This is a genomic window from Acinetobacter sp. YH12128 (genome assembly GCF_013418655.1).
In the GTDB taxonomy this organism is placed as follows: Bacteria; Pseudomonadota; Gammaproteobacteria; order Pseudomonadales; family Moraxellaceae; genus Acinetobacter; species Acinetobacter amyesii.
On sequence record NZ_VPBO01000006.1, the window covers coordinates 1 to 19,178 of the forward strand.

Genomic DNA, 19,178 nt, shown 5'->3' on the forward strand with positions numbered 1-19,178 from the left:
TAGAGGAATTGCCACAAGATACGATAAGCTAAAACGTAACTATCAAAGCGCTGTTGCTTTAGCTTGTATATTTATATGGTTGCCTCTTTAGCTCAATTTATCGGCTGTAAATGTCAACACACCCTAACACAATAGCTAAAAAAAATAAAAAGCACGTGTTTTTTCACCAAAAATAGTGATGGGCGAGATGTAGATGTGATGAATATCTGTATCGATTGTTTGGCGTCGATTTACACAGGCCTAACGCCATAATGCTTTCACGGCTTATTTCCTTTATTGAGATAAGGCCGATGATAGAAATATATCGAATTATCGCCTGCATCACACGAATCCATACATACACATGCAAAATCAGAATAAACAAAAGAAAAATCTCGGCTATACTCATTCATAAATTGATAATGAACAGAGCACTGAATAATGCGTGTACTTGTTGTGATGGATCCCATCGAAAATGTAAACCTAAAAAAAGATACCTCAATGGCGATGCTATGGGCAGCAGCACGTCGTGGACATGAGCTAGGCTATGCATTACAGCAAGATTTATATATCGATCAAGGCAAAGCCTTTGGTTTGATTTCACCGCTAAAAGTTTTTGAAGACTACAACCACTATTACGAACTCGGCGAAAAACAAAAAGAACCAATTGCTGCTTATGACGTGGTTTTGATGCGTAAAGATCCGCCGTTTGACATGAACTTTGTCTACACCACCTATATTTTGGAACAGGCTGAACGCGAAGGTGCATGGATTATTAACAAGCCACAAAGCCTACGTGACTGCAATGAAAAATTGTTTGCGACACAATTCCCTGAACTTCAAGTACCAACCTTGGTGACTTCGCAGCAAAGTCTGATTCGTGAATTTTTACAAGAACATGGTGATGTGATTGTGAAGCCATTAGACGGCATGGGCGGCATGGGCATTTTCCGTTTATACCAAGATGGCGTTAATATCGGTTCAACCATTGAAATCCTGACCAATAACGGCACTCAGCCGATTATGGCGCAGCGATACATCCCAGAAATTGTGGATGGCGACAAGCGCATCTTGATGATCAATGGCGAACCCGTACCGTATTGTTTGGCGCGTATTCCGCAAAATGGCGAAGTGCGTGGCAACTTGGCGGCAGGTGGTTTGGGCGAGGCGCGTCCATTGACCGAAAATGATAAAGCCATTGCAGCCAAAGTTGGGCCATTCCTTCGTGAAAAAGGGTTAGTGTTTGTTGGTCTGGATGTGATTGGTAATTACGTGACTGAAATTAATGTCACCAGTCCAACCTGCGTACGTGAAATTGATGCGCAATTTGGCACCTCGATTGCCGATGATTTATTTGATGTCCTTGAGGCAGGTTTAAAAGCTTAATTTTGCACTAGATTTAAAAGAGTCCTTCACGGGCTCTTTTTTTGGCCTGCGCTAAGGGGAGGGGAGCTTAAAAAGCAAAAAAACTGTAAGTGAATGCAATTAAAGTGAAAAATTGTCTGATTTTTTTTCAATTCTCATAGATTAATAATAAAACTAGTTTAAACTTTTAAAATAGTAGAAAAAAACAATCATACGCCTGTTGAAAAAAAGTAAATTACCTTTCACGGTCATGCGTTTGTGATTACAATTGTTTGCTTAAAATCGAATATCATTAGCCTCTTTTTAGAATTGAAGAATTAGACAGTGACCGAAGTAACGCAAGTAAAGCCGAAACATGTCATGATGATGGCTGCCGGAACCGGTGGTCACGTCTTTCCAGCGCTCGCTGTTGCCAAAGAGTTGCAACAACAAGGCTGTGAAGTTTCTTGGCTCGCAACGCCAACAGGTATGGAAAATCGCCTGCTTAAAAATCATAATATTCCAATTTATCAAATTGATATCCAAGGTGTACGCGGCAATGGAGTCGTGCGTAAGCTGATGGCACCATTTAAAATTCTCAAAGCTACATTGAGTGCCATGCGTTATATGAAACAACTCAAAGTCGATGCAGTTGCAGGCTTTGGGGGGTATGTGGCTGGGCCGGGTGGCTTGGCAGCTCGTGCATTGGGCATTCCAGTCATTATCCATGAACAAAATGCGGTGGCAGGTTTTACCAATACGCAGTTGTCACGTGTGGCCAAAATTGTTTGTCAGGCATTTCCAAATACCTTTCCAGCACAAGATAAAATCGTAACCACAGGGAATCCTGTACGTAAAGAAATTACAGAAATTTTAAATCCGTCATGGCGTTACCAAGAGCGTGAAAAAGCTGGGTTGCCATTACGGGTTTTAATTGTGGGTGGCTCACTGGGCGCACGTGCCTTAAATGAATGTGTGCCGGCAGCCTTGCAGCAATTAGAACAGCCACTCAGTGTATATCACCAGTGTGGTCAAAATAACGCTGAAAGCACATTGGCTCGTTATGCAAATGCACCTGAACATATGCAAGTTGAAGTTCAGCCGTTTATTGAAGATATGGCAGCAGCCTATTCTGCAGCGGATTTGATTATCTGCCGTGCTGGTGCGCTAACCGTCACTGAAATTGCGACAGCAGGTGTAGCAGCCGTGTTTGTTCCTCTGCCAAGTGCAGTGGATGACCATCAAACTGCAAATGCAGGGTTCTTGGCCAATATCAATGCTGCAAAAATTTGCCCACAAGCGGATATGACCGCAGAAAGTTTAACAGCGTTGTTGAAGCCGCTGATGAATCGCCAACGACTTATGGAAATGGCGGTTAAGGCTCGACAACAGGCACAACCCGATGCGACACAGCACGTGGTTGGTTTAATTCAAGATTTGTAAAATTCGAGTAATCTATGTCTCCATCAACGCCTGCCGATCAAGCGAAAAAGCTCATTAAAGTGCCAGAAATGCGCCGTATTAAACACATCCATTTTATTGGGATTGGTGGTGCGGGCATGTGCGGTATTGCCGAAGTATTGAAAAACCAAGGCTATAAAGTTTCAGGTTCAGATATTAAAGCGTCGAAAACCACGGCTCAGCTTGAAGAAAACGGCATTCAAGTTTTCATCGGTCATGCTGCTGAAAATATTCAAGGCGCCAATGTAATCGTGGTATCAACAGCTATTGATTCTGAAAACCCAGAAGTGAAAGCGGCGATTGAAACCCGTACACCTGTCGTGCGTCGTGCAGAAATGTTGGGTGAATTAATGCGTTACCGTCATGGTATTGCCGTTGCGGGGACGCATGGTAAAACCACGACAACCAGTCTGGTGACCTGCATGTTGGCAGAAGAAAATCTGGACCCAACTTATGTCATTGGTGGTTTATTAAATCGTACTGGTGTGAATGCTGCATTGGGTGCAAGCCGTTATATCGTGGCTGAAGCAGACGAATCAGATGCGTCATTCCTGCATTTACAGCCGATGGCAACGATTGTCACCAATATCGATGCTGACCATATGGATACCTATGGCGGTAGTTTCGATGTATTGAAAGATACCTTCGTACAATTCTTACAGCGCCTTCCATTTTACGGTTTAGCTGTGATGTGTGGTGATGATGCCAACATCCGTGAAATTATGCCGCGTATTGGTCGTCCTGTCGTGACTTATGGTTTCAATGAAGACAATGACATTCGTGCCGTTGATGTGGCTCAAGAAGGCATGCAATCACACTTTACAGTTTTGCGTAAAGACCGTGAGCCGTTACGTTTAACCATTAACTTGCCGGGTCTTCATAATATCTTAAATGCCTTAGCAGCGATTGGTATTGCAACGGATGAAGGCGTTTCTGATGCTGCGATTGCGCGTGCCTTAGAAAGCTTCAGTGGCGTAGGTCGTCGTTTCCAAGTCCAAGGCGAATTTGAAGTTGAAGATGGCTTGGTGAAATTGGTCGATGACTATGGTCACCATCCAAAAGAAGTGGAAGCGACCATTAAAGCTGCACGTGCAAGTCATCCAGATCGTCGTTTGGTGATGATGTTCCAGCCACATCGTTTTAGTCGTACGCGTGACTGTTTTGATGACTTCGTCGATGTCTTGTCACAAGTTGATCAACTGTTGTTATTAGAAGTTTATCCTGCAGGTGAAAAACCAATTGTGGGTGCGGATAGTCGTGCATTGGCTCGAAGCATTCGTCTACGTGGTGAAGTGGAGCCGATTCTCATCGATCCAGTAGAAGGTAACTTACAAGCAGTAATGAAAAAAGTGTTACAAGCAAATGACTTGTTATTAACACAGGGCGCAGGTAATGTTGGAGCAATCTCAATCGAACTTGCTCAAAACAATCTCTATGTAAAATGATCATCGCTTGGTGATCCAAAGTTTGTTTAGACTGTAGATAAAAGTTTAAGGATATAAACGTGTCAAATGCTTCAAAATTCGGCAAAGTTGCCGTGTTATTAGGTGGGAAATCTGCCGAACGTGAGGTTTCTCTCGATAGTGGTAAAGCTGTACTTGAAGCATTGGTGCGTTCGGGTGTAAATGCCGAAGCATTCGATCCGCAGCAACGCAGTGTGACTGAGTTGGTGGCTTATGACCGTGCATTTATCGTACTTCATGGCCGTGGTGGTGAAGATGGTCAAATTCAGGGTACTTTGGAATGGTTAAACATTCCGTACACTGGAACGGGCGTTCAAGGCTCAGCGATTGGTATGGATAAAGTCAAAACTAAACAAGTTTGGCAAGGTTCAGAACTACCGACAGCACCTTATCGTATTGTCAGTAAAGATTCAGATTTACAAGAAATTGTAGATTCAATTGGTTTGCCATTTATTATCAAGCCGGTGCATGAAGGTTCAAGCATTGGTATGAGCAAAGTTGAAAAAATTGAAGACTTTGCAACCGCAATTGCAAAAGCGACCCAGCATGATGCAGTCGTGATGGCTGAAAAATGGATTACCGGACGTGAATTTACCATTGTGATTTTAAATGGTCAGGCATTACCGGTGATTCGTTTAGAACCGCCTGCAGATGTGGCTTTTTATGATTACGAAGCGAAATATAACCGTAACGATGTGCAATATGGTATTCCATGTGGCTTGACTGAAGATGAAGAAAAGCGTCTACAAGCTTTATCTTTACGCGCTTTCCAAGCGGTAGGTGCGAGTGGTTGGGGCCGTATTGACGCGATGCAGGATGCAGAAGGAAACTTCTGGTTACTTGAGGTAAATACTGTTCCGGGTATGACCAGTCATTCTCTAGTGCCAAAAGCGGCCAATGCCGTAGGTTATAGTTTTGATGATCTTTGTGTCGCGATTTTGGAACAAACCCTAACAGGTGCGGCACACTAAATTATGGCTCAACTTCCTGCGTCTATGCGCCGTAAACGTGCAGCAACGACATCGATACATGACAAACCACCGACACGTAAGGAAAAGCTTACCAATGTGGGTGGATGGCTGTTGTTGTTTATTGCATGTGTGGTCTTGATTGCCGGAATTTGGGGGCTATATAAAGTCATGACGGATGCACGTGTGGCTGAACTTGATGTGGTGGGTGTGCGGAGCGTCCAAGAAAAACAACAAGTCATGTCATACGTTTCACCGATGATGACTCAAAATTATTTTACCTCTGATTTACGTGTCATTCGTGACCGTACTTTAGAAATCTCGTGGGTCGATCGCGTGGTGGTATCGCGTGCTTGGCCAAATGCAATTCGTGTACGGGTGATGCCGCGTCAAGCAATTGCACGTTGGGGAACTGGGCGACTGTTAAGCGACAGTGGTGATGTATTTGCCGAATTAACCCCGACCAATCATCAGAATTTGCCGTTATTGCATGGGCCGACGAGTCAGTCCAAAATGATGATGCGTCGCTATAATGAAATTAATCAATTATTTATACCTGTTGGCATTCGTTTAAAAGAATTATATTTAACCGAACGAATGACTTGGTTTATGCAGTTTGATTCAGGCTTACGCGTGATTGTCGATCAAGATCAGACCATGAGTAAGTTGCAGCGTTTAAGTTATCTCGCACACAGTGACTTAAAACCTGTATGGCCACGAATTTCTGCCATCGATTTGCGCTACCGAAATGGTTTAGCGATTCAATGGAAAAACTCTGTGCCAGCAAAGTCGGTAAATGGTCAGTTTGTTGTAACCAGTGATGACATAGGCATTGCGAATGCAGCGCCGGTAAAGCCATAATGATCGGCTTTATAAGTAGAGGCTTTAAGCCATAAATTAAACAAACATGTGAATGGTAGTAGTAAATAATGAATGAAGCTGTTCCCTCGGTTGTTGCGATTGACATTGGGACACACAAAGTTTCAGTTTTGATTGGTAAGGTACACGCGCCAGACAATATCCAAGTGGTAGGGATGGCGACCGCTCGTAACCGCGGCATGAATAAAGGGAAAATTGTCAGTCTCGATAAAGTTGTTACCGCAATTAAAAATGCAGTGCAGGAAGCGGAAGATATGGCGGAATGTCGTGTACATTCTGCGTGGATTTCCATTCCAAGTGCTGAACTAAAAAGTTTTTATGCCTCTGGTCGCACTCCAATTGAAAATAATGACCATGCGATTACCACCAATGAAGTGGTGCGTGCATTAGAACTGGCCAAAGCCAGTCATTTAACGTCTGACCACTATTTGGTGAGTGCTGTACCTTTAGGTTTTGAACTAGATGATGAACCTGAGTGGGTATTAAACCCGATTCGCATGTCAGCACGGAGTATGACAGGGCATTATCATTTGATGATGTTGCCCATCAGCACCATGCAGAATTTGGATCGTGCATTAAAAGGCGCCAATATTGGTGTTGAACGCATGGTCATTTCATCATTAGCAACAGCTGAAGCCAGTTTGCTTAAAGATGAAAAAGAATATGGTGTGTGCTTGGTCGATATTGGTGCAGGTACGACCAATATCGCGGTGTATTTAGATGGTCGCTTGGCGATGACACATACCTTGCAACGTGGCGGTGAGCATGTAACACGTGATATTGCTGCTGTATTGCAAACCACAACAGAAGAAGCGGAACGCATTAAGCTGTTGTATGGTTGTGTCGACCTGAAAGTGGTTAAACCTGAAAGTATGATTCAGTTCCAAGGGATTGATGGTCCACAAACCATTAGCCGTATTGAACTGACCGAAATCATTATTGCGCGCTATGAAGAAATCTTTAATCAAGTGCGTAATGAATTGGTCGATCATGGTGCAATTCATGGTTTATACCATGGTGTTGTACTCACAGGTGATGCCTGCCAAATTGAAGGAATGGTGACATTTGCACGCCGGATTTTAGGTGTCTCTGCACATTTAGGTAATCCACCTATGCAAGTGTATGCCGATGATCAACAGCAAGCAGCTTTACGTCGTTCACAATACGCGACTGCCGCAGGTCTGTTAATTTTCAGTCAAAGCGAAACACAAGATACGATCGTTGAGCCAGAAGATACGGAAAAACTTTCAGTATTGAATCGGGTAAAACGGGCATGGTCGGGCTTCAATGACACCTTGAAGTCGATCTTTTAAGTTGAAATATTTGGGAATATTGTTGGGAAGTTGTACGGATTATTGCTTGTACTTGACAAGCTGGAACTTGGACAGCATTCTAAAAAACAATTTTTATTAAGATCAAGGCAGTATACGGGCTGAAGTGTCTGCCAATTATGGATTAGGAATTTTTTAGGCATGGCCTCATTTGAATTTTTAGAAGATGATCAAAGCGACAGCAACGGTCAAGCCCGTTTCACAGTATTCGGTGTAGGTGGTGCTGGCGGTAACGCTGTGCAACACATGTTGGAATCAGATATCGAGGGTGTGAAATTTGTTTGTGCCAATACAGACAAACAAGCACTCGATCGCATGAATGCACAATTTAAAATCCAACTGGGTGAGCAAAGTACCCGTGGTTTGGGTGCAGGTGCAAATCCACAAGTGGGTCAAACTGCTGCTGAAGAAAGCCGTGAGTTGATTCGCCAACACCTTGAAGGAACGGACATGGTGTTCGTGACTGCAGGTATGGGTGGTGGTACAGGTACAGGTGCTGCGCCAGTTGTTGCTGAAATTGCCAAAGAAATGGGTATCTTAACGGTAGGTGTGGTGACGACTCCGTTTAACTTTGAAGGTAAACGTCGTCAGCAATCTGCTGAGAAAGGTATCGAAGCACTTGAGCAACATGTTGATTCTCTGATTATTATTCCGAACCAACGCCTGCTAAAAGTGTTCCGCGATATTTCAATGAAAGATGCCTATAAAAAGGCAGACGATGTATTGTTAAATGCGGTGCGTAGTATCTTCGATCTTGTGGTGCGTCCTGGTCATATCAACCTTGACTTCGCCGATTTGAAAACTGCGATGAGTACACGTGGTTATGCCATGATGGGTGCAGGTTCTGGTCGTGGTGAAAACCGTGCACGTCAAGCTGCTGAACAAGCGATCCGTAGCCCATTGTTAGATAACGTGACGATCATGAATGCAAAAGGCATTTTGATTAACGTAACAGGTGGCGATGACGTAACCTTCGGTGAAATTGAAGAAATCACTGATGTAGTGAACCAAATTGTGGATCTTGATGAAGGTCAAGTTTTCTACGGTACGGTATTTGATCCAGATGCACGTGATGAAATTAGTGTAACGGTGATCGCAACGGGTTTAACGCGTAATTCTGCCGATTCTGCTGAGCCAGTGAAACGCCCTGTCGCACAAGCAACGCGTACAGTCGCTTCTGCACAAGCACCTGTAGATGAAGATGATGTACCAGCGATTCAACGTCAGCACAATGAAGCAGCTGCTCCGGCGGCTGCGGCGGCGTCAGCATCGAATTCACGCCCTACGCCAATGAGTATTCAAGACTACTTGAAAAATCAGCAACGTAAATAACATAAATTCAATGACTTAAGTGTCTATTGATTACAAAAGGTAGCTGATCAGCTACCTTTTTGTTTTTTATCAATGGCTAAATATGCTAACGTATAGCGGTTTTGTGAACTGATGATAGAAGACACATGTTGAAACAACGTACCCTGAAACGCATCGTGAAAGCGAGTGGCATCGGACTGCATAGTGGGCAAAAAGTGATGATTAACTTTGTGCCACATCATGCCGATGGGGGGATTGTGTTTCGTCGTATCGACTTAAATCCACCGATTGATATTCCAGCCGATGCTATGCTGATTCAAGAAGCATTCATGTGTTCTAACTTGGTGCAAGAAAATGCCAAGGTGGGCACAATTGAGCACATTATGAGTGCGATTGCTGGTTTAGGGATTGATAACCTGATCGTGGAAGTGTCGGCGTCTGAAGTGCCCATTATGGATGGGAGTGCCGGCCCGTTCATTTATTTGCTTATGCAAGGTGAACTACAAGAACAAAATGCACCTAAAAAATTCATAAAAATACGCAAACCTGTCGAAGCACTGATCGATGATAAACGTGCTGCCTTTCAACCGCATGACGGTTTCCAATTAAATTTTACGATTGATTTTGACCATCCTGCATTTAAGAAAGAATTTCAGTCGGCAACCATCGACTTTTCAACCGAAACATTTGTCTATGAAGTCAGTGAAGCGCGGACTTTTGGCTTTATGAAAGATTTGGATTATCTCAAAGCCAATAATTTGGCTTTGGGGGCGAGTCTCGAAAATGCCATTGGCGTAGATGAAAATGGTGTGGTCAATGAAGAGGGTTTACGCTTCTCGGATGAGTTTGTTCGTCACAAAATATTAGATGCTGTGGGTGATTTATATTTGCTTGGTCATCAAATTATTGCGAAATATGATGCCTATAAGTCAGGTCATGCATTAAATAATCAGTTATTACGCAATGTCAAAAGTGATCCAGATAGCTATGAAATTGTAACATTTGATGACATTAAAGATTGCCCAATTAGTTATGTGAATGTGACATAAGTCATTGTCTTATAATAGTGATGTTATATTGTATCACTTGTAAGTGTTAAGTCTGTCACATTCTGAATATTCAAATTTATCTGTTACAACTCGGTGGTTACTTTTTATTGCTTGCCAAACGCAGCATTGCTTGGCTAAGCTTAGGGTCGCTCACAAAGTCAGCAGCATTACGGAGTAAATCCTGAGTTTCTGTACTGAGGGTTCTTGAAATTTTTTCAGGGGAGTGGGGCGTTGGAGACGGAGTTCTCAGACGAACTTGAATCTTGTGTAAATCCTTGAATTCGTATATTTGTGATAATTGTGCAATATATTGCTTTTGCAAATAGGCCAACTGACTAATCAGTGCCTGATTTTCTCCAGTTAATATAAGTACACCATTTATATAACAAACAACTTGCCATTGATCCGGTTGGGGCAATAGCGGTTGAACAATTTTCGTAAGTTTCTGCCATGCAGCAACTTGCGTTGAGAGAAACGACAAGTTTCCTGTTTTTATGTGTTTTCTTGTTGGTTGAAAGACGTTGACAGGTTCTGACATACATATTTCCTACATGTTTATGTCTTAATCTTATGCGCTCCTTTTGGCTGATATCAAGGACGAAATCACACAAGGAACAAAAGAGAACAGTTTATAGAGGTTTTTTATGCATTTACGACGTATTTTATTGGCGTTTTCATTGGCAGCTTCGGCCGCTTCAGTCGCTTTTGCAGATTTAGTTGAATTAAATCAAGCAGACTCATCAGATCGTATTGAACAGTTAACTCGCACTTTGTCTCAAGGTGCTTACTCTGAAAGCAATGATATTGATGTTCCAGCGGAAACGAAGTTGAATGTTCAAATTCGTGAAAAATCAATTGAACTCAACAATGCGACAATCGCAAAAAAATACGGTTCAAGCAATTCCTCTCAAAACTATTCAGCAAGTTCAAATAATCCATATTCATGGTTAATTGCCCACCCACTTCCAGACATGAAGCGCGTGAGCTCAAATTATGGTGGCCGTACCATGGGTGGCCGTGCAGAAAATCATTCAGGTTTAGATCTTTCTGCGGCAAGTGGTACACCTATTTATGCAACGGGTCCAGGCATTGTAACCAAATCAGGCTGGGGCACAGGTTATGGCCAATATGTTGAAATCAACCATGGTAATGGTTACCTGACACGTTATGCACATGCATCACGCTTAATTGCACGTGTAGGCGACCGTGTTGCTGCGGGTGAGCATATTGCTAACGTTGGTTGTACTGGTCGTTGTACTGGCCCACATTTACATTACGAAGTAGTGAAAGATGGTCAACGTAAAAACCCATCAACGTATTTAGCGATGTTGCCATAAGCACATATAACATCTATATACGAAGCCATTGTCTGAACCTCTACAGACAATGGCTTTTTTATTTATCGCTAATAACTATAAAATTATCATTTTAAAAAATATTGTCTGTATGAAAAATGGCGAAAATTGACCCAAAAATGTAAATTTGTGTAATTGTTAATCAATGAGTATTTAGTAAATAAATAACAGAGCTATTTCGTATTCATTTGTGGCGATAACTGAGCTTAGCCAAAATATGGTACTAATAGAGCCATATATTTAGCACATAGGATAGGTGAAGTATGGCGTTTTATGGCGATACAGATGCGCAAGAAACCCAAGAATGGCAGGACGCATTTGATTCAGTTTTACAGCACATGGGAACTGACCGCGCTGCATTTTTGCTTGAAAAACTCTATCAACAAGCGATTGCTAAGCACGTTCCCATTCAGCGACTAAATACTCCTTACTTAAATACCATTTCAGTTGAAGAACAGCCACCTATGCCAGGTGATTCGGATATGGAGCGCCGTATTCGTGCGTTGATCCGCTGGAATGCCTTAGCGATGGTACTGCGTGCCAATAAAACAGGTGATGACTTAGGTGGTCACTTGGCAAGTTTTGCATCATCTGCAACTTTATATGACGTGGGCTTTAACCACTTCTTCCGTGCCAATAGCGACAGCTTTGGCGGTGACATGATCTATTATCAAGGTCACTGTGCGCCAGGTATCTATGCACGTTCGTTCTTAGAAGGTCGTTTGACTGAAGAACACTTAAATAATTTCCGTCGTGAAGTCGGCGGTAAAGGTTTGCCTTCATACCCACATCCGTACTTGATGCCAGATTATTGGCAGTTCCCAACTGTATCGATGGGTCTAGGTCCAATCATGTCGATCTATCAAGCACACATTCAAAAGTACTTGATGAACCGTGGCCTGATCAAAGAAGAAAACCGTAAAGTTTGGGCTTACCTCGGTGATGGTGAAATGGATGAACCTGAAAGTACAGGTGCCATTTCACTTGCAGGTCGTGAAAAGCTCGACAACCTAATTTGGGTCGTGAACTGTAACTTACAGCGTCTAGATGGCCCAGTTCGTGGTAACGGTAAAATTATTCAAGAACTTGAATCATTGTTCCGTGGTGCAGGCTGGCGGGTAATTAAAGTGGTATGGGGTCGTCATTGGGATCCGCTACTGGCAAAAGATGATTCAGGTGCCTTAAAAGCGGTGATGGAAGAAGCGGTCGATGGTGACTTCCAACGCTATCAAGTGAAAGGCGGTGCGTATACGCGTGCACATTTCTTTGGTAAGTATCCTGAAGCTGAAGAGTTGGTGCGCAACTTAAGCGATGAAGATATTGATAACCTGAACCGTGGTGGTCATGACCCATTCAAAGTGTATGCGGCTTATGCCGAAGCGATGAAGGAAACGGGTCAGCCAACAGTTATCTTGGCAAAAACAGTCAAAGGTTATGGTTTGTCGGAAGAGATTGAAGCAGTCAATAAGACGCATCAAATCAAGAAAATGCAGCTTGAGTCGTTGAAATACGTGCGTAACCGTTTCAACTTGCCATTTACCGATGAACAGCTTGAAGAAGTGCCATTCTACCGTCCAAGTGAAAATTCACCTGAAATTAAATACATGAAAGCACGTCGTGAGGCATTGGGTGGTTATTTACCTGCACGTCGTAAAGAAAGCGAGCAGCTGGCGATTCCTGAATTGTCTGTGTTTGATGCGGTACTCAAAGGCAGTGGCGGTAAAGAGCAATCGACGACCATGTTGATGGTACGTTTGATTTCATCATTATTGAAAGAAAAAGCCATTAAAGATCGTGTCGTACCAATTGTGCCAGATGAAGCGCGTACTTTCGGTTTGGAAGGTATGTTCCGTCAGTTGGGGATCTATGCTGCGCATGGTCAAAAATATACCCCTGAAGACCAAGAACAGTTGATGCATTACCGTGAAGCTAAAGATGGTCACATGTTACAAGAAGGGATTAACGAAGCGGGTGCGATGAGTGCTTGGGCTGCGTTAGGAACCAGTTATTCAACCAATAACTTGCCAATGATTCCGATGTATATGTACTACTCGATGTTTGGTTTCCAACGTATTGGTGATATTGCATGGGCTGCAGGTGATGCGCAGGCGCAAGGCTTCTTGCTCGGTGCAACTGCGGGTCGTACAACACTGAATGGTGAAGGTTTACAGCACCAAGATGGTCATTCACATATCTTGGCAAATACGATTCCAAACTGTATTTCTTATGACCCATGTTTTGGTTATGAGTTGGCAGTAATCGTACATGATGGTTTAAAACGCATGTACGTGAACCAAGAGCGTGTGTTCTACTACTTAACAGTAATGAATGAAAACTACGAACATCCAGCTATTCCTGAAGGTGCTGAAGAAGGCATTAAACGTGGTATGTATCTCTTCGAAGAAGATGAGAAAGCAACGGTTCAGTTGATGGGTTCAGGTGTGATTCTGCGCGAAGTAATCAAAGCAGCGAAAATCCTTCGTGATGAATATCAAATTCATTCAAACGTGTGGAGCGTCACTAGCTTTAACGAATTAGCTCGTGATGGTATGGCGTGTGAAGAATACAACCGCTTACATCCATTGGCTGAAGATACGAAAGAAGCTTGGGTCTCTCAATTGCTTCGTGAAAAAGACGGTATTGTGGTATCGGCAACTGACCACATGCGTGCATATAGCGAACAAATCCGTGCCTATCTTCCAGACAATCGTCCATTCGTTGCATTAGGTACAGATGGTTATGGTCGTTCAGATACACGTGGCAACTTACGTAGCTACTTTGGTGTCGATGCCGCACATATTGTGGTAGCAACATTGAAAAAACTCGCGGATGAAGGCGAAGTTGATGCACGTTTGGTTAAAGATGCCATCTCAAGCTTTGAACTAGATACTGACCGTCCAGTGGCATGGGCTCCGCAGGAAACGCCGGAACTGCATGCTGTGGCTGACTACAAAGAGGAGAACTAATCATGCAAATTACGACTCCTGATATTGGTGTAGATAAAGCAACGGTCGCTGAGATTTTAGTGAAAGTCGGCGACACCATTAGCGTTGATGACAGCATTGTGTTGTTAGAGTCTGACAAAGCCTCTGTTGAAGTGCCCAGCACTTCGGCAGGCGTGGTGAAAAGCATTGCAGTTAATCTGGGTGACAGTGTTGCTGAAGGTGCTGTGCTGATCGAGTTGGAATCAGAAGGTCAAAGTACTGCTACCGCTGAGCCAGTACAAAATGCAACTGAAGACCAAGCAGTAGAACCAACTCCGGTTGTGGAAGCAGAACAAGCTGCAGCAGCACCTGTTGCAGCCAATGCTACTCAGTCGCAAAGTATCGATGTGCAAGTTCCTGATATTGGCGTAGAAAAAGCTACGGTAAGTGAGATTTTGGTCTCTGTTGGTGATGAGATTGATGTCGATCAAAGTATTATCGTGGTGGAATCAGACAAAGCGACAGTCGAAGTCCCAAGTACTGTATCAGGCCGTGTTGAATCGATCACAATCAGTGCTGGCGATGTAGTGAAAGAAGGTGTAGTGATTTTAACGGTGAAAACGGCGGCTTCATCTGCTGCGGTTGAATCGGCTGCTGTGCAAGAAACTGCACAGCCTGTTGCTGCACCTGTTGTTGCAGAAGCAACACCAGCGCCGTCTACGGCTGCGGCGTCTGGACCTGTTGATATTGCAGTGCCTGACTTAGGTGTTGATAAAGCAGCAGTGGCTGAAATTTTAGTCGCTGTGGGTGATGTGGTTGAAAAAGACCAAAGCATCATCGTGGTGGAATCAGACAAAGCAACGGTAGAAGTGCCAAGCTCTACCGCTGGTAAAATCACCGCGATTCATGTCCAGTTAGGGCAAAGTGTCTCTGAAGGCGTCGCTTTAGTGACGATTGAAGCTGAAGGTCAAGCTGTTGCAGCACCCGCGCCAGCAGCGAAACCTACTCCAACTGTAGCACAGCCTGCGACAGTTGCTCCAAAAGCTGAAAGCAAAGTTGAAGCAGCACCGCAACCACAAGGCGCAGATAAGCTCACCAAAGAGCAAAATGCGGCGAATGCTAAAGTGTATGCAGGACCTGCCGTTCGTAAGCTTGCACGTGAATTGGGTGTGGTTTTAGCAGAAGTCAAAGCATCGGGCCCGCATGAGCGTTTAATGAAAGAAGATTTATTCGCTTATGTGAAAACCCGTTTGACCACTCCGCAAGTTGCACCTGCAGCTCAAGCTGTGGCACAGGTTTCAGGCTTGCCGAAATTGCCAAGCTTTGATGCTTTTGGTGGTGTGGAAGAGAAAGTTTTGACACGTTTACAACAAGTGTCGATTCCGCAATTGTCTTTAAACAATTTTATCCCGCAAGTGACGCAATTCGATGCTGCGGATATTACCGATCTTGAAGCTTGGCGTAATGATTTAAAAGCTAACTTTAAGAAAGAAGGTATTGGCTTAACCATTATGGCTTTCATCATCAAAGCAGTGGCTTATTTGTTGAAAGAAGAGCGTGAATTTGCAGGTCATTTGTCTGATGATGGCAAGTCAGTATTGCTACGCAATGAAATCCATATGGGGATTGCCGTTGCCACGCCTGATGGTTTGACCGTGCCTGTACTGCGTAATCCAGATCAAAAATCGATTAAGCAGATTGCAATTGAGCTGGGTGAGCTGAGTCAAAAAGCACGTGACAAAAAACTATCGCCAAAAGATCTACAAGGTGCGAATTTTACCATTACCAGTTTGGGTTCAATTGGTGGCACGGCATTTACACCGTTGGTCAACTGGCCACAGGTGGCGATTTTGGGTATTTCACCTGCAACCATGCAGCCAGTATGGAATGGTGAAAGCTTTGATCCACGTTTGATGCTGCCGCTGTCATTGTCATACGATCACCGTGTGATTAATGGAGCGGACGCTGCACGTTTTGCCAATAAACTGACGAAGCTGCTCAAAGATATCCGAACTTTATTGATCTAATCTGACCTGTTTAAGTTTCAAAATGAACCCTGCTTTGGCAGGGTTTTTTTATGGCGTGGTGGTGGACTGACAAAGCCAATCAGGAAGTTCAATGGGTGAAGGGTACAGCTTTAATGCCGAGTTTGCGTTGAGGTTGTAGGTGAGTGGAAGCGTACGATGCGGGTGCGCCGTCGGCCAAAGCTTGTGCCTTAAATGTTCAAAGCGTTGGAAGTCTTTTAAAAATAAGCCCCAAAACTTTTCATAATGCTCCAGTTCTTGCACATGTTGATGCTGATAAGCATGTGTTTGACCTTGTTGGTGTTGAAAGTCATAGCCCATCAGCCAAATACGATGCGGTTGAAAGAGATGTGCGAGTGAATAGGCTTGAAGGCCGCAATTATTACCATAAACAAAGTACGGTGAATGAAATAACTCCGCTTGCGTATCGATGCGCACGGTTTTGAAGTTAATCACTTCATGTTCAGGATATGGCCGGTTGTGACCTAAACCACATCCGCTAATGATGTCACCTTGAAAGCAGGCTTTGAGCATGGGCTGATACTGTAACCACCATGCATAGTCTGAATGATGAGCAATTTGAGCCTGAGGAAGTTGAAGAAAACTTTGATTACAGCAAATGATCAGCAGTTTTTTTGAGGGCTGAATGGTGGTTAAGTCGAAATTGAGCTGAGATGGACCACCTGCAATGATTAATACATCCTGCACATGCATATAGTGTTGAATAAATTCTTGAAATTTTTGATTATTGTTTTGCATATCAAATTGAGTCATCGAAAATTAAAATTGCGAAAACATGCATTCCTCGCTAGAATAACATTACTTCATTGGGGAGTAGCCGCTTTTTACGCAAAGTAAAAAGGTGATGGTCAACATATTTGCTCTAAAACGAGCATGGTCATCATAGCAAAGAACCAAATGAGCTCTTCGTAGCTTTCTTTTGTTGGCAAGACCTTTGATTTATCACTCTGCACATTGGCTAGCAGGAGGGATAAGTCATCGGTATATGTTTTTGCTAGCCAGAGAAATGCACCATGTTAACCGCTTTCTTCATTTCCCTTGCTGTTGTTGCCCTGTCAGAAATGGGCGATAAAACACAATTACTTGCTTTACTGCTTGCTGCACGTTTTCGTAAACCCGTTCCGATCTTAATTGCAATTTTCCTCGCGACTGTGGTGAACCACGGGGTTTCTGCTGTGTTGGGTCAATGGATTACCACTGTTTTAAGTCCAACCGTTTTATTGTGGATCGTTTCTCTGGGCTTTATTGCTATGGCGGTGTGGATGTTGATCCCCGATCAATTGGATGATGAATCTGAAAGTATCAATAAGTGGCAAAAATATGGGGTTTTCACCGCCACTTTCGTTTTGTTCTTCTTGGCTGAAATTGGAGATAAAACCCAAATTGCCACTGTTGCACTGGCTGCACGCTTTGACAGTATTGGCTGGGTGACTTTGGGGACGACACTAGGCATCATGTTGGTTAATGCGCCTGCGGTATTTATTGGGAACAAACTAGCAGAAAAACTACCGATTTCACTGATTCATAAAATTGGCGCCCTAGTATTCTTGGTGATTGGTTTGGCTGCGTTGGCACAACACTATTTATTTTAAATAATGATCTCACCATATTAAAAATACATGAAATCCTGAGTTAAAAACTCAGGATTCTTTGCCAATAAATGAGACCCAATTCACTGATATTTCAGATAATATTGACTGAATATTTATTGTAAGTTTCCCTAAATAAATATATGTTATTAACCTATAGAATATATTTTTTTTGATAAAAAATTTGGGGAATGGGAATGGCTTTCGAACGCACAACATCACAGGTACTTTATGATGATGGAAAGCATAAATGTATTAGCTTTACCAGCTTGGTAAAAGGCGAGGGCGTACAGGCGAACCAGTTCCTGATTTTGGATAATGAGCGCGCAGCGGTGCTCGATCCGGGTGGTGACTTGACCTATGTCCCACTGACTATGGAACTGAATAAATATACCCGTTTGACCAATCTTGACTATGTGATGGCCTCGCATCAGGACCCAGACATTATTACCTCGATGCCGCGTTGGTTGGTTTATACTGACGCCAAAGTGGTGGCATCTAAGCTGTGGGCGCGTTTCTTACCGCATTTAAACTCTGCATTTATGAGTGACCGGATGAAAGGCAACTGGTTGGATCGTCTGATCGAACTGCCAGATCATGGTCAGGTGATTCCATTAGGCAATAGTCATTTGGTGGCTGTTCCTGCACATTTCCTACATTCGGTTGGTAACTTCCAATTTTATGACCCGATTGCCAAAATTTTATTCTCAGGGGATATGGGCGCATCTATGGTGGATGATGCCTCTAAACCTTTAGAAAATTTTGCCGCTCATATTCCTAAAATGAAAGGCTTCCATCAGCGCTACATGTGTTCGAACAAAGTGATCCGTCTGTGGGTCAACATGGTACGGACGATGGATGTGGAAATGATCGTACCGCAGCACGGCACGCCATTTATTGGTAAAGAACAGATCAACCAATTCTTAGATTGGATCGAAACCTTGCAGTGTGGTGTCGATTTAATGGATGAAACAGTCTTTACTTGCCCAGTATAATGACTTGAAAATTCAGAAAAAATAATTGAGTTTGCAGATAACATTTTTTAGTATTTTTCGTCCATAAAATAAGCCTTTAGATGACGAGAATAGATAAAAATGTTGTCTCAAATACCGACTCAGGATGCATGTTTAACCTGTGGAGCATGTTGTGCTCACTATCGCGTTTCTTTTTATTGGGCAGAAGGGCTAAATATGCCTGAACATTATACGGAACCTGTGACATCGGTGTATTCATGTATGGTGGGTACGAATCAGGCAAATCCACGTTGTATTGCTTTGGGTGGAGAAGTAGGCAAACAGGTGAGTTGTAACATGTATGAGGCACGTAGTTCATCTTGTAAAGAAGTTCAAATCGCCGATGAGCAATGTAATAAAGCACGCATCGCGCATCAAATGATTCCATTGATCAGTATTCCACTGCATGACGCTGAAAATGACGAAGATTTCGATCAAGTCAGTTAAGGCTTTATTTCCAGAATAAA

Annotated in this window: 16 protein-coding genes, 1 pseudogene and 1 riboswitch; of the genes and pseudogenes, 15 read left to right on the forward strand and 2 right to left on the reverse strand. The window is 43.2% G+C overall.

The window, feature by feature from the left end; translation table 11 throughout:
* The 9 genes and pseudogenes from FTU64_RS04900 to lpxC all read left to right on the forward strand — a co-directional run.
* A pseudogene (locus FTU64_RS04900) lies at positions 1-91 on the forward strand (IS5/IS1182 family transposase); the annotation flags it as partial.
* Positions 92-420: 329 nt separating this feature from the next.
* Positions 421-1,365, forward strand: coding sequence for a glutathione synthase (gshB, locus tag FTU64_RS04905; RefSeq protein WP_168379397.1), 945 nt, complete (start codon positions 421-423; stop codon positions 1,363-1,365).
* A 303-nt stretch (positions 1,366-1,668) separates the two neighbouring features.
* Positions 1,669-2,766 carry an undecaprenyldiphospho-muramoylpentapeptide beta-N-acetylglucosaminyltransferase gene (gene murG / locus FTU64_RS04910; RefSeq protein ID WP_168379398.1) on the forward strand — a complete coding sequence of 366 codons (1,098 nt, stop codon included), beginning with the start codon at positions 1,669-1,671 and terminating at the stop codon, positions 2,764-2,766.
* A 14-nt stretch (positions 2,767-2,780) separates the two neighbouring features.
* Positions 2,781-4,229, forward strand: a complete 1,449-nt coding sequence (gene murC / locus FTU64_RS04915) for a UDP-N-acetylmuramate--L-alanine ligase (RefSeq protein WP_078190576.1) — start codon at positions 2,781-2,783, stop codon at positions 4,227-4,229.
* 59 nt (positions 4,230-4,288) lie between these two features.
* Complete coding sequence (locus FTU64_RS04920; RefSeq protein WP_078193219.1) at positions 4,289-5,218, forward strand: D-alanine--D-alanine ligase; 930 nt, start codon at positions 4,289-4,291, stop codon at positions 5,216-5,218.
* 3 nt (positions 5,219-5,221) lie between these two features.
* The gene (locus FTU64_RS04925) at positions 5,222-6,076 is read left to right on the forward strand and encodes a cell division protein FtsQ/DivIB (RefSeq protein ID WP_180054183.1); all 855 of its coding nucleotides are present in this window, start codon (positions 5,222-5,224) and stop codon (positions 6,074-6,076) included.
* A gap of 68 nt (positions 6,077-6,144) precedes the next feature.
* Entirely contained in the window at positions 6,145-7,407 is a 1,263-nt protein-coding gene (ftsA, locus tag FTU64_RS04930; RefSeq protein ID WP_078190573.1) for a cell division protein FtsA, read from the forward strand.
* Between the two features lie 159 nt (positions 7,408-7,566).
* Positions 7,567-8,757 carry a cell division protein FtsZ gene (ftsZ, locus tag FTU64_RS04935; RefSeq protein WP_168379400.1) on the forward strand — a complete coding sequence of 397 codons (1,191 nt, stop codon included), beginning with the start codon at positions 7,567-7,569 and terminating at the stop codon, positions 8,755-8,757.
* Positions 8,758-8,882: 125 nt separating this feature from the next.
* Positions 8,883-9,785, forward strand: coding sequence for a UDP-3-O-acyl-N-acetylglucosamine deacetylase (gene lpxC / locus FTU64_RS04940; RefSeq protein ID WP_180054184.1), 903 nt, complete (start codon positions 8,883-8,885; stop codon positions 9,783-9,785).
* 97 nt (positions 9,786-9,882) lie between these two features.
* On the opposite strand, the gene FTU64_RS04945 is transcribed toward lpxC, so the two are convergent.
* Positions 9,883-10,323 (reverse strand): DciA family protein, encoded by a 441-nt coding sequence (locus FTU64_RS04945; RefSeq protein ID WP_180054185.1) that lies wholly within the window; start codon positions 10,321-10,323, stop codon positions 9,883-9,885.
* A 106-nt stretch (positions 10,324-10,429) separates the two neighbouring features.
* Between FTU64_RS04945 and FTU64_RS04950 the strand changes: the two genes are divergently transcribed.
* From FTU64_RS04950 to FTU64_RS04960, 3 genes are all read left to right on the forward strand, one after another.
* Positions 10,430-11,122 (forward strand): M23 family metallopeptidase, encoded by a 693-nt coding sequence (locus FTU64_RS04950; protein ID WP_180059327.1) that lies wholly within the window; start codon positions 10,430-10,432, stop codon positions 11,120-11,122.
* A gap of 281 nt (positions 11,123-11,403) precedes the next feature.
* Positions 11,404-14,106 carry a pyruvate dehydrogenase (acetyl-transferring), homodimeric type gene (gene aceE / locus FTU64_RS04955; protein ID WP_180022342.1) on the forward strand — a complete coding sequence of 901 codons (2,703 nt, stop codon included), beginning with the start codon at positions 11,404-11,406 and terminating at the stop codon, positions 14,104-14,106.
* 2 nt (positions 14,107-14,108) lie between these two features.
* Entirely contained in the window at positions 14,109-16,091 is a 1,983-nt protein-coding gene (locus FTU64_RS04960; protein WP_180054187.1) for a 2-oxo acid dehydrogenase subunit E2, read from the forward strand.
* Positions 16,092-16,139: 48 nt separating this feature from the next.
* Here FTU64_RS04960 and FTU64_RS04965 read toward each other — a convergent pair whose 3' ends face one another.
* On the reverse strand, positions 16,140-16,847 hold the full coding sequence (locus FTU64_RS04965; protein ID WP_180054188.1) for a methyltransferase type 11: 708 nt from the start codon (positions 16,845-16,847) through the stop codon (positions 16,140-16,142).
* A gap of 58 nt (positions 16,848-16,905) precedes the next feature.
* Positions 16,906-17,048: riboswitch (yybP-ykoY riboswitch) on the forward strand.
* A gap of 74 nt (positions 17,049-17,122) precedes the next feature.
* Between FTU64_RS04965 and FTU64_RS04970 the strand changes: the two genes are divergently transcribed.
* From FTU64_RS04970 to FTU64_RS04980, 3 genes are all read left to right on the forward strand, one after another.
* A complete protein-coding gene (locus FTU64_RS04970) occupies positions 17,123-17,701 on the forward strand; it encodes a TMEM165/GDT1 family protein (RefSeq protein WP_180041739.1) in 579 nt (192 codons plus the stop codon).
* 194 nt (positions 17,702-17,895) lie between these two features.
* Positions 17,896-18,693 (forward strand): MBL fold metallo-hydrolase, encoded by a 798-nt coding sequence (locus FTU64_RS04975; RefSeq protein ID WP_078190564.1) that lies wholly within the window; start codon positions 17,896-17,898, stop codon positions 18,691-18,693.
* A 99-nt stretch (positions 18,694-18,792) separates the two neighbouring features.
* Positions 18,793-19,158 (forward strand): YkgJ family cysteine cluster protein, encoded by a 366-nt coding sequence (locus FTU64_RS04980; protein ID WP_078193208.1) that lies wholly within the window; start codon positions 18,793-18,795, stop codon positions 19,156-19,158.
* Positions 19,159-19,178: the final 20 nt, after the last annotated feature.

Excerpts from the sequence above, each read along its gene's own strand:
- FTU64_RS04965 (WP_180054188.1), bottom strand. The coding sequence starts at position 16,847 with ATGCAAAACAATAATCAAAAATTTCAAGAATTTATTCAACACTATATG.
- FTU64_RS04950 (WP_180059327.1), top strand. The coding sequence starts at position 10,430 with ATGCATTTACGACGTATTTTATTGGCGTTTTCATTGGCAGCTTCGGCC.
- aceE (WP_180022342.1), top strand. The coding sequence starts at position 11,404 with ATGGCGTTTTATGGCGATACAGATGCGCAAGAAACCCAAGAATGGCAG.
- lpxC (WP_180054184.1), top strand. The coding sequence starts at position 8,883 with ATGTTGAAACAACGTACCCTGAAACGCATCGTGAAAGCGAGTGGCATC.
- murC (WP_078190576.1), top strand. The coding sequence starts at position 2,781 with ATGTCTCCATCAACGCCTGCCGATCAAGCGAAAAAGCTCATTAAAGTG.
- gshB (WP_168379397.1), top strand. The coding sequence starts at position 421 with ATGCGTGTACTTGTTGTGATGGATCCCATCGAAAATGTAAACCTAAAA.
- ftsZ (WP_168379400.1), top strand. The coding sequence starts at position 7,567 with ATGGCCTCATTTGAATTTTTAGAAGATGATCAAAGCGACAGCAACGGT.
- FTU64_RS04975 (WP_078190564.1), top strand. The coding sequence starts at position 17,896 with ATGGCTTTCGAACGCACAACATCACAGGTACTTTATGATGATGGAAAG.
- FTU64_RS04970 (WP_180041739.1), top strand. The coding sequence starts at position 17,123 with ATGTTAACCGCTTTCTTCATTTCCCTTGCTGTTGTTGCCCTGTCAGAA.
- FTU64_RS04980 (WP_078193208.1), top strand. The coding sequence starts at position 18,793 with ATGTTGTCTCAAATACCGACTCAGGATGCATGTTTAACCTGTGGAGCA.
- FTU64_RS04945 (WP_180054185.1), bottom strand. The coding sequence starts at position 10,323 with ATGTCAGAACCTGTCAACGTCTTTCAACCAACAAGAAAACACATAAAA.
- FTU64_RS04960 (WP_180054187.1), top strand. The coding sequence starts at position 14,109 with ATGCAAATTACGACTCCTGATATTGGTGTAGATAAAGCAACGGTCGCT.
- FTU64_RS04925 (WP_180054183.1), top strand. The coding sequence starts at position 5,222 with ATGGCTCAACTTCCTGCGTCTATGCGCCGTAAACGTGCAGCAACGACA.
- ftsA (WP_078190573.1), top strand. The coding sequence starts at position 6,145 with ATGAATGAAGCTGTTCCCTCGGTTGTTGCGATTGACATTGGGACACAC.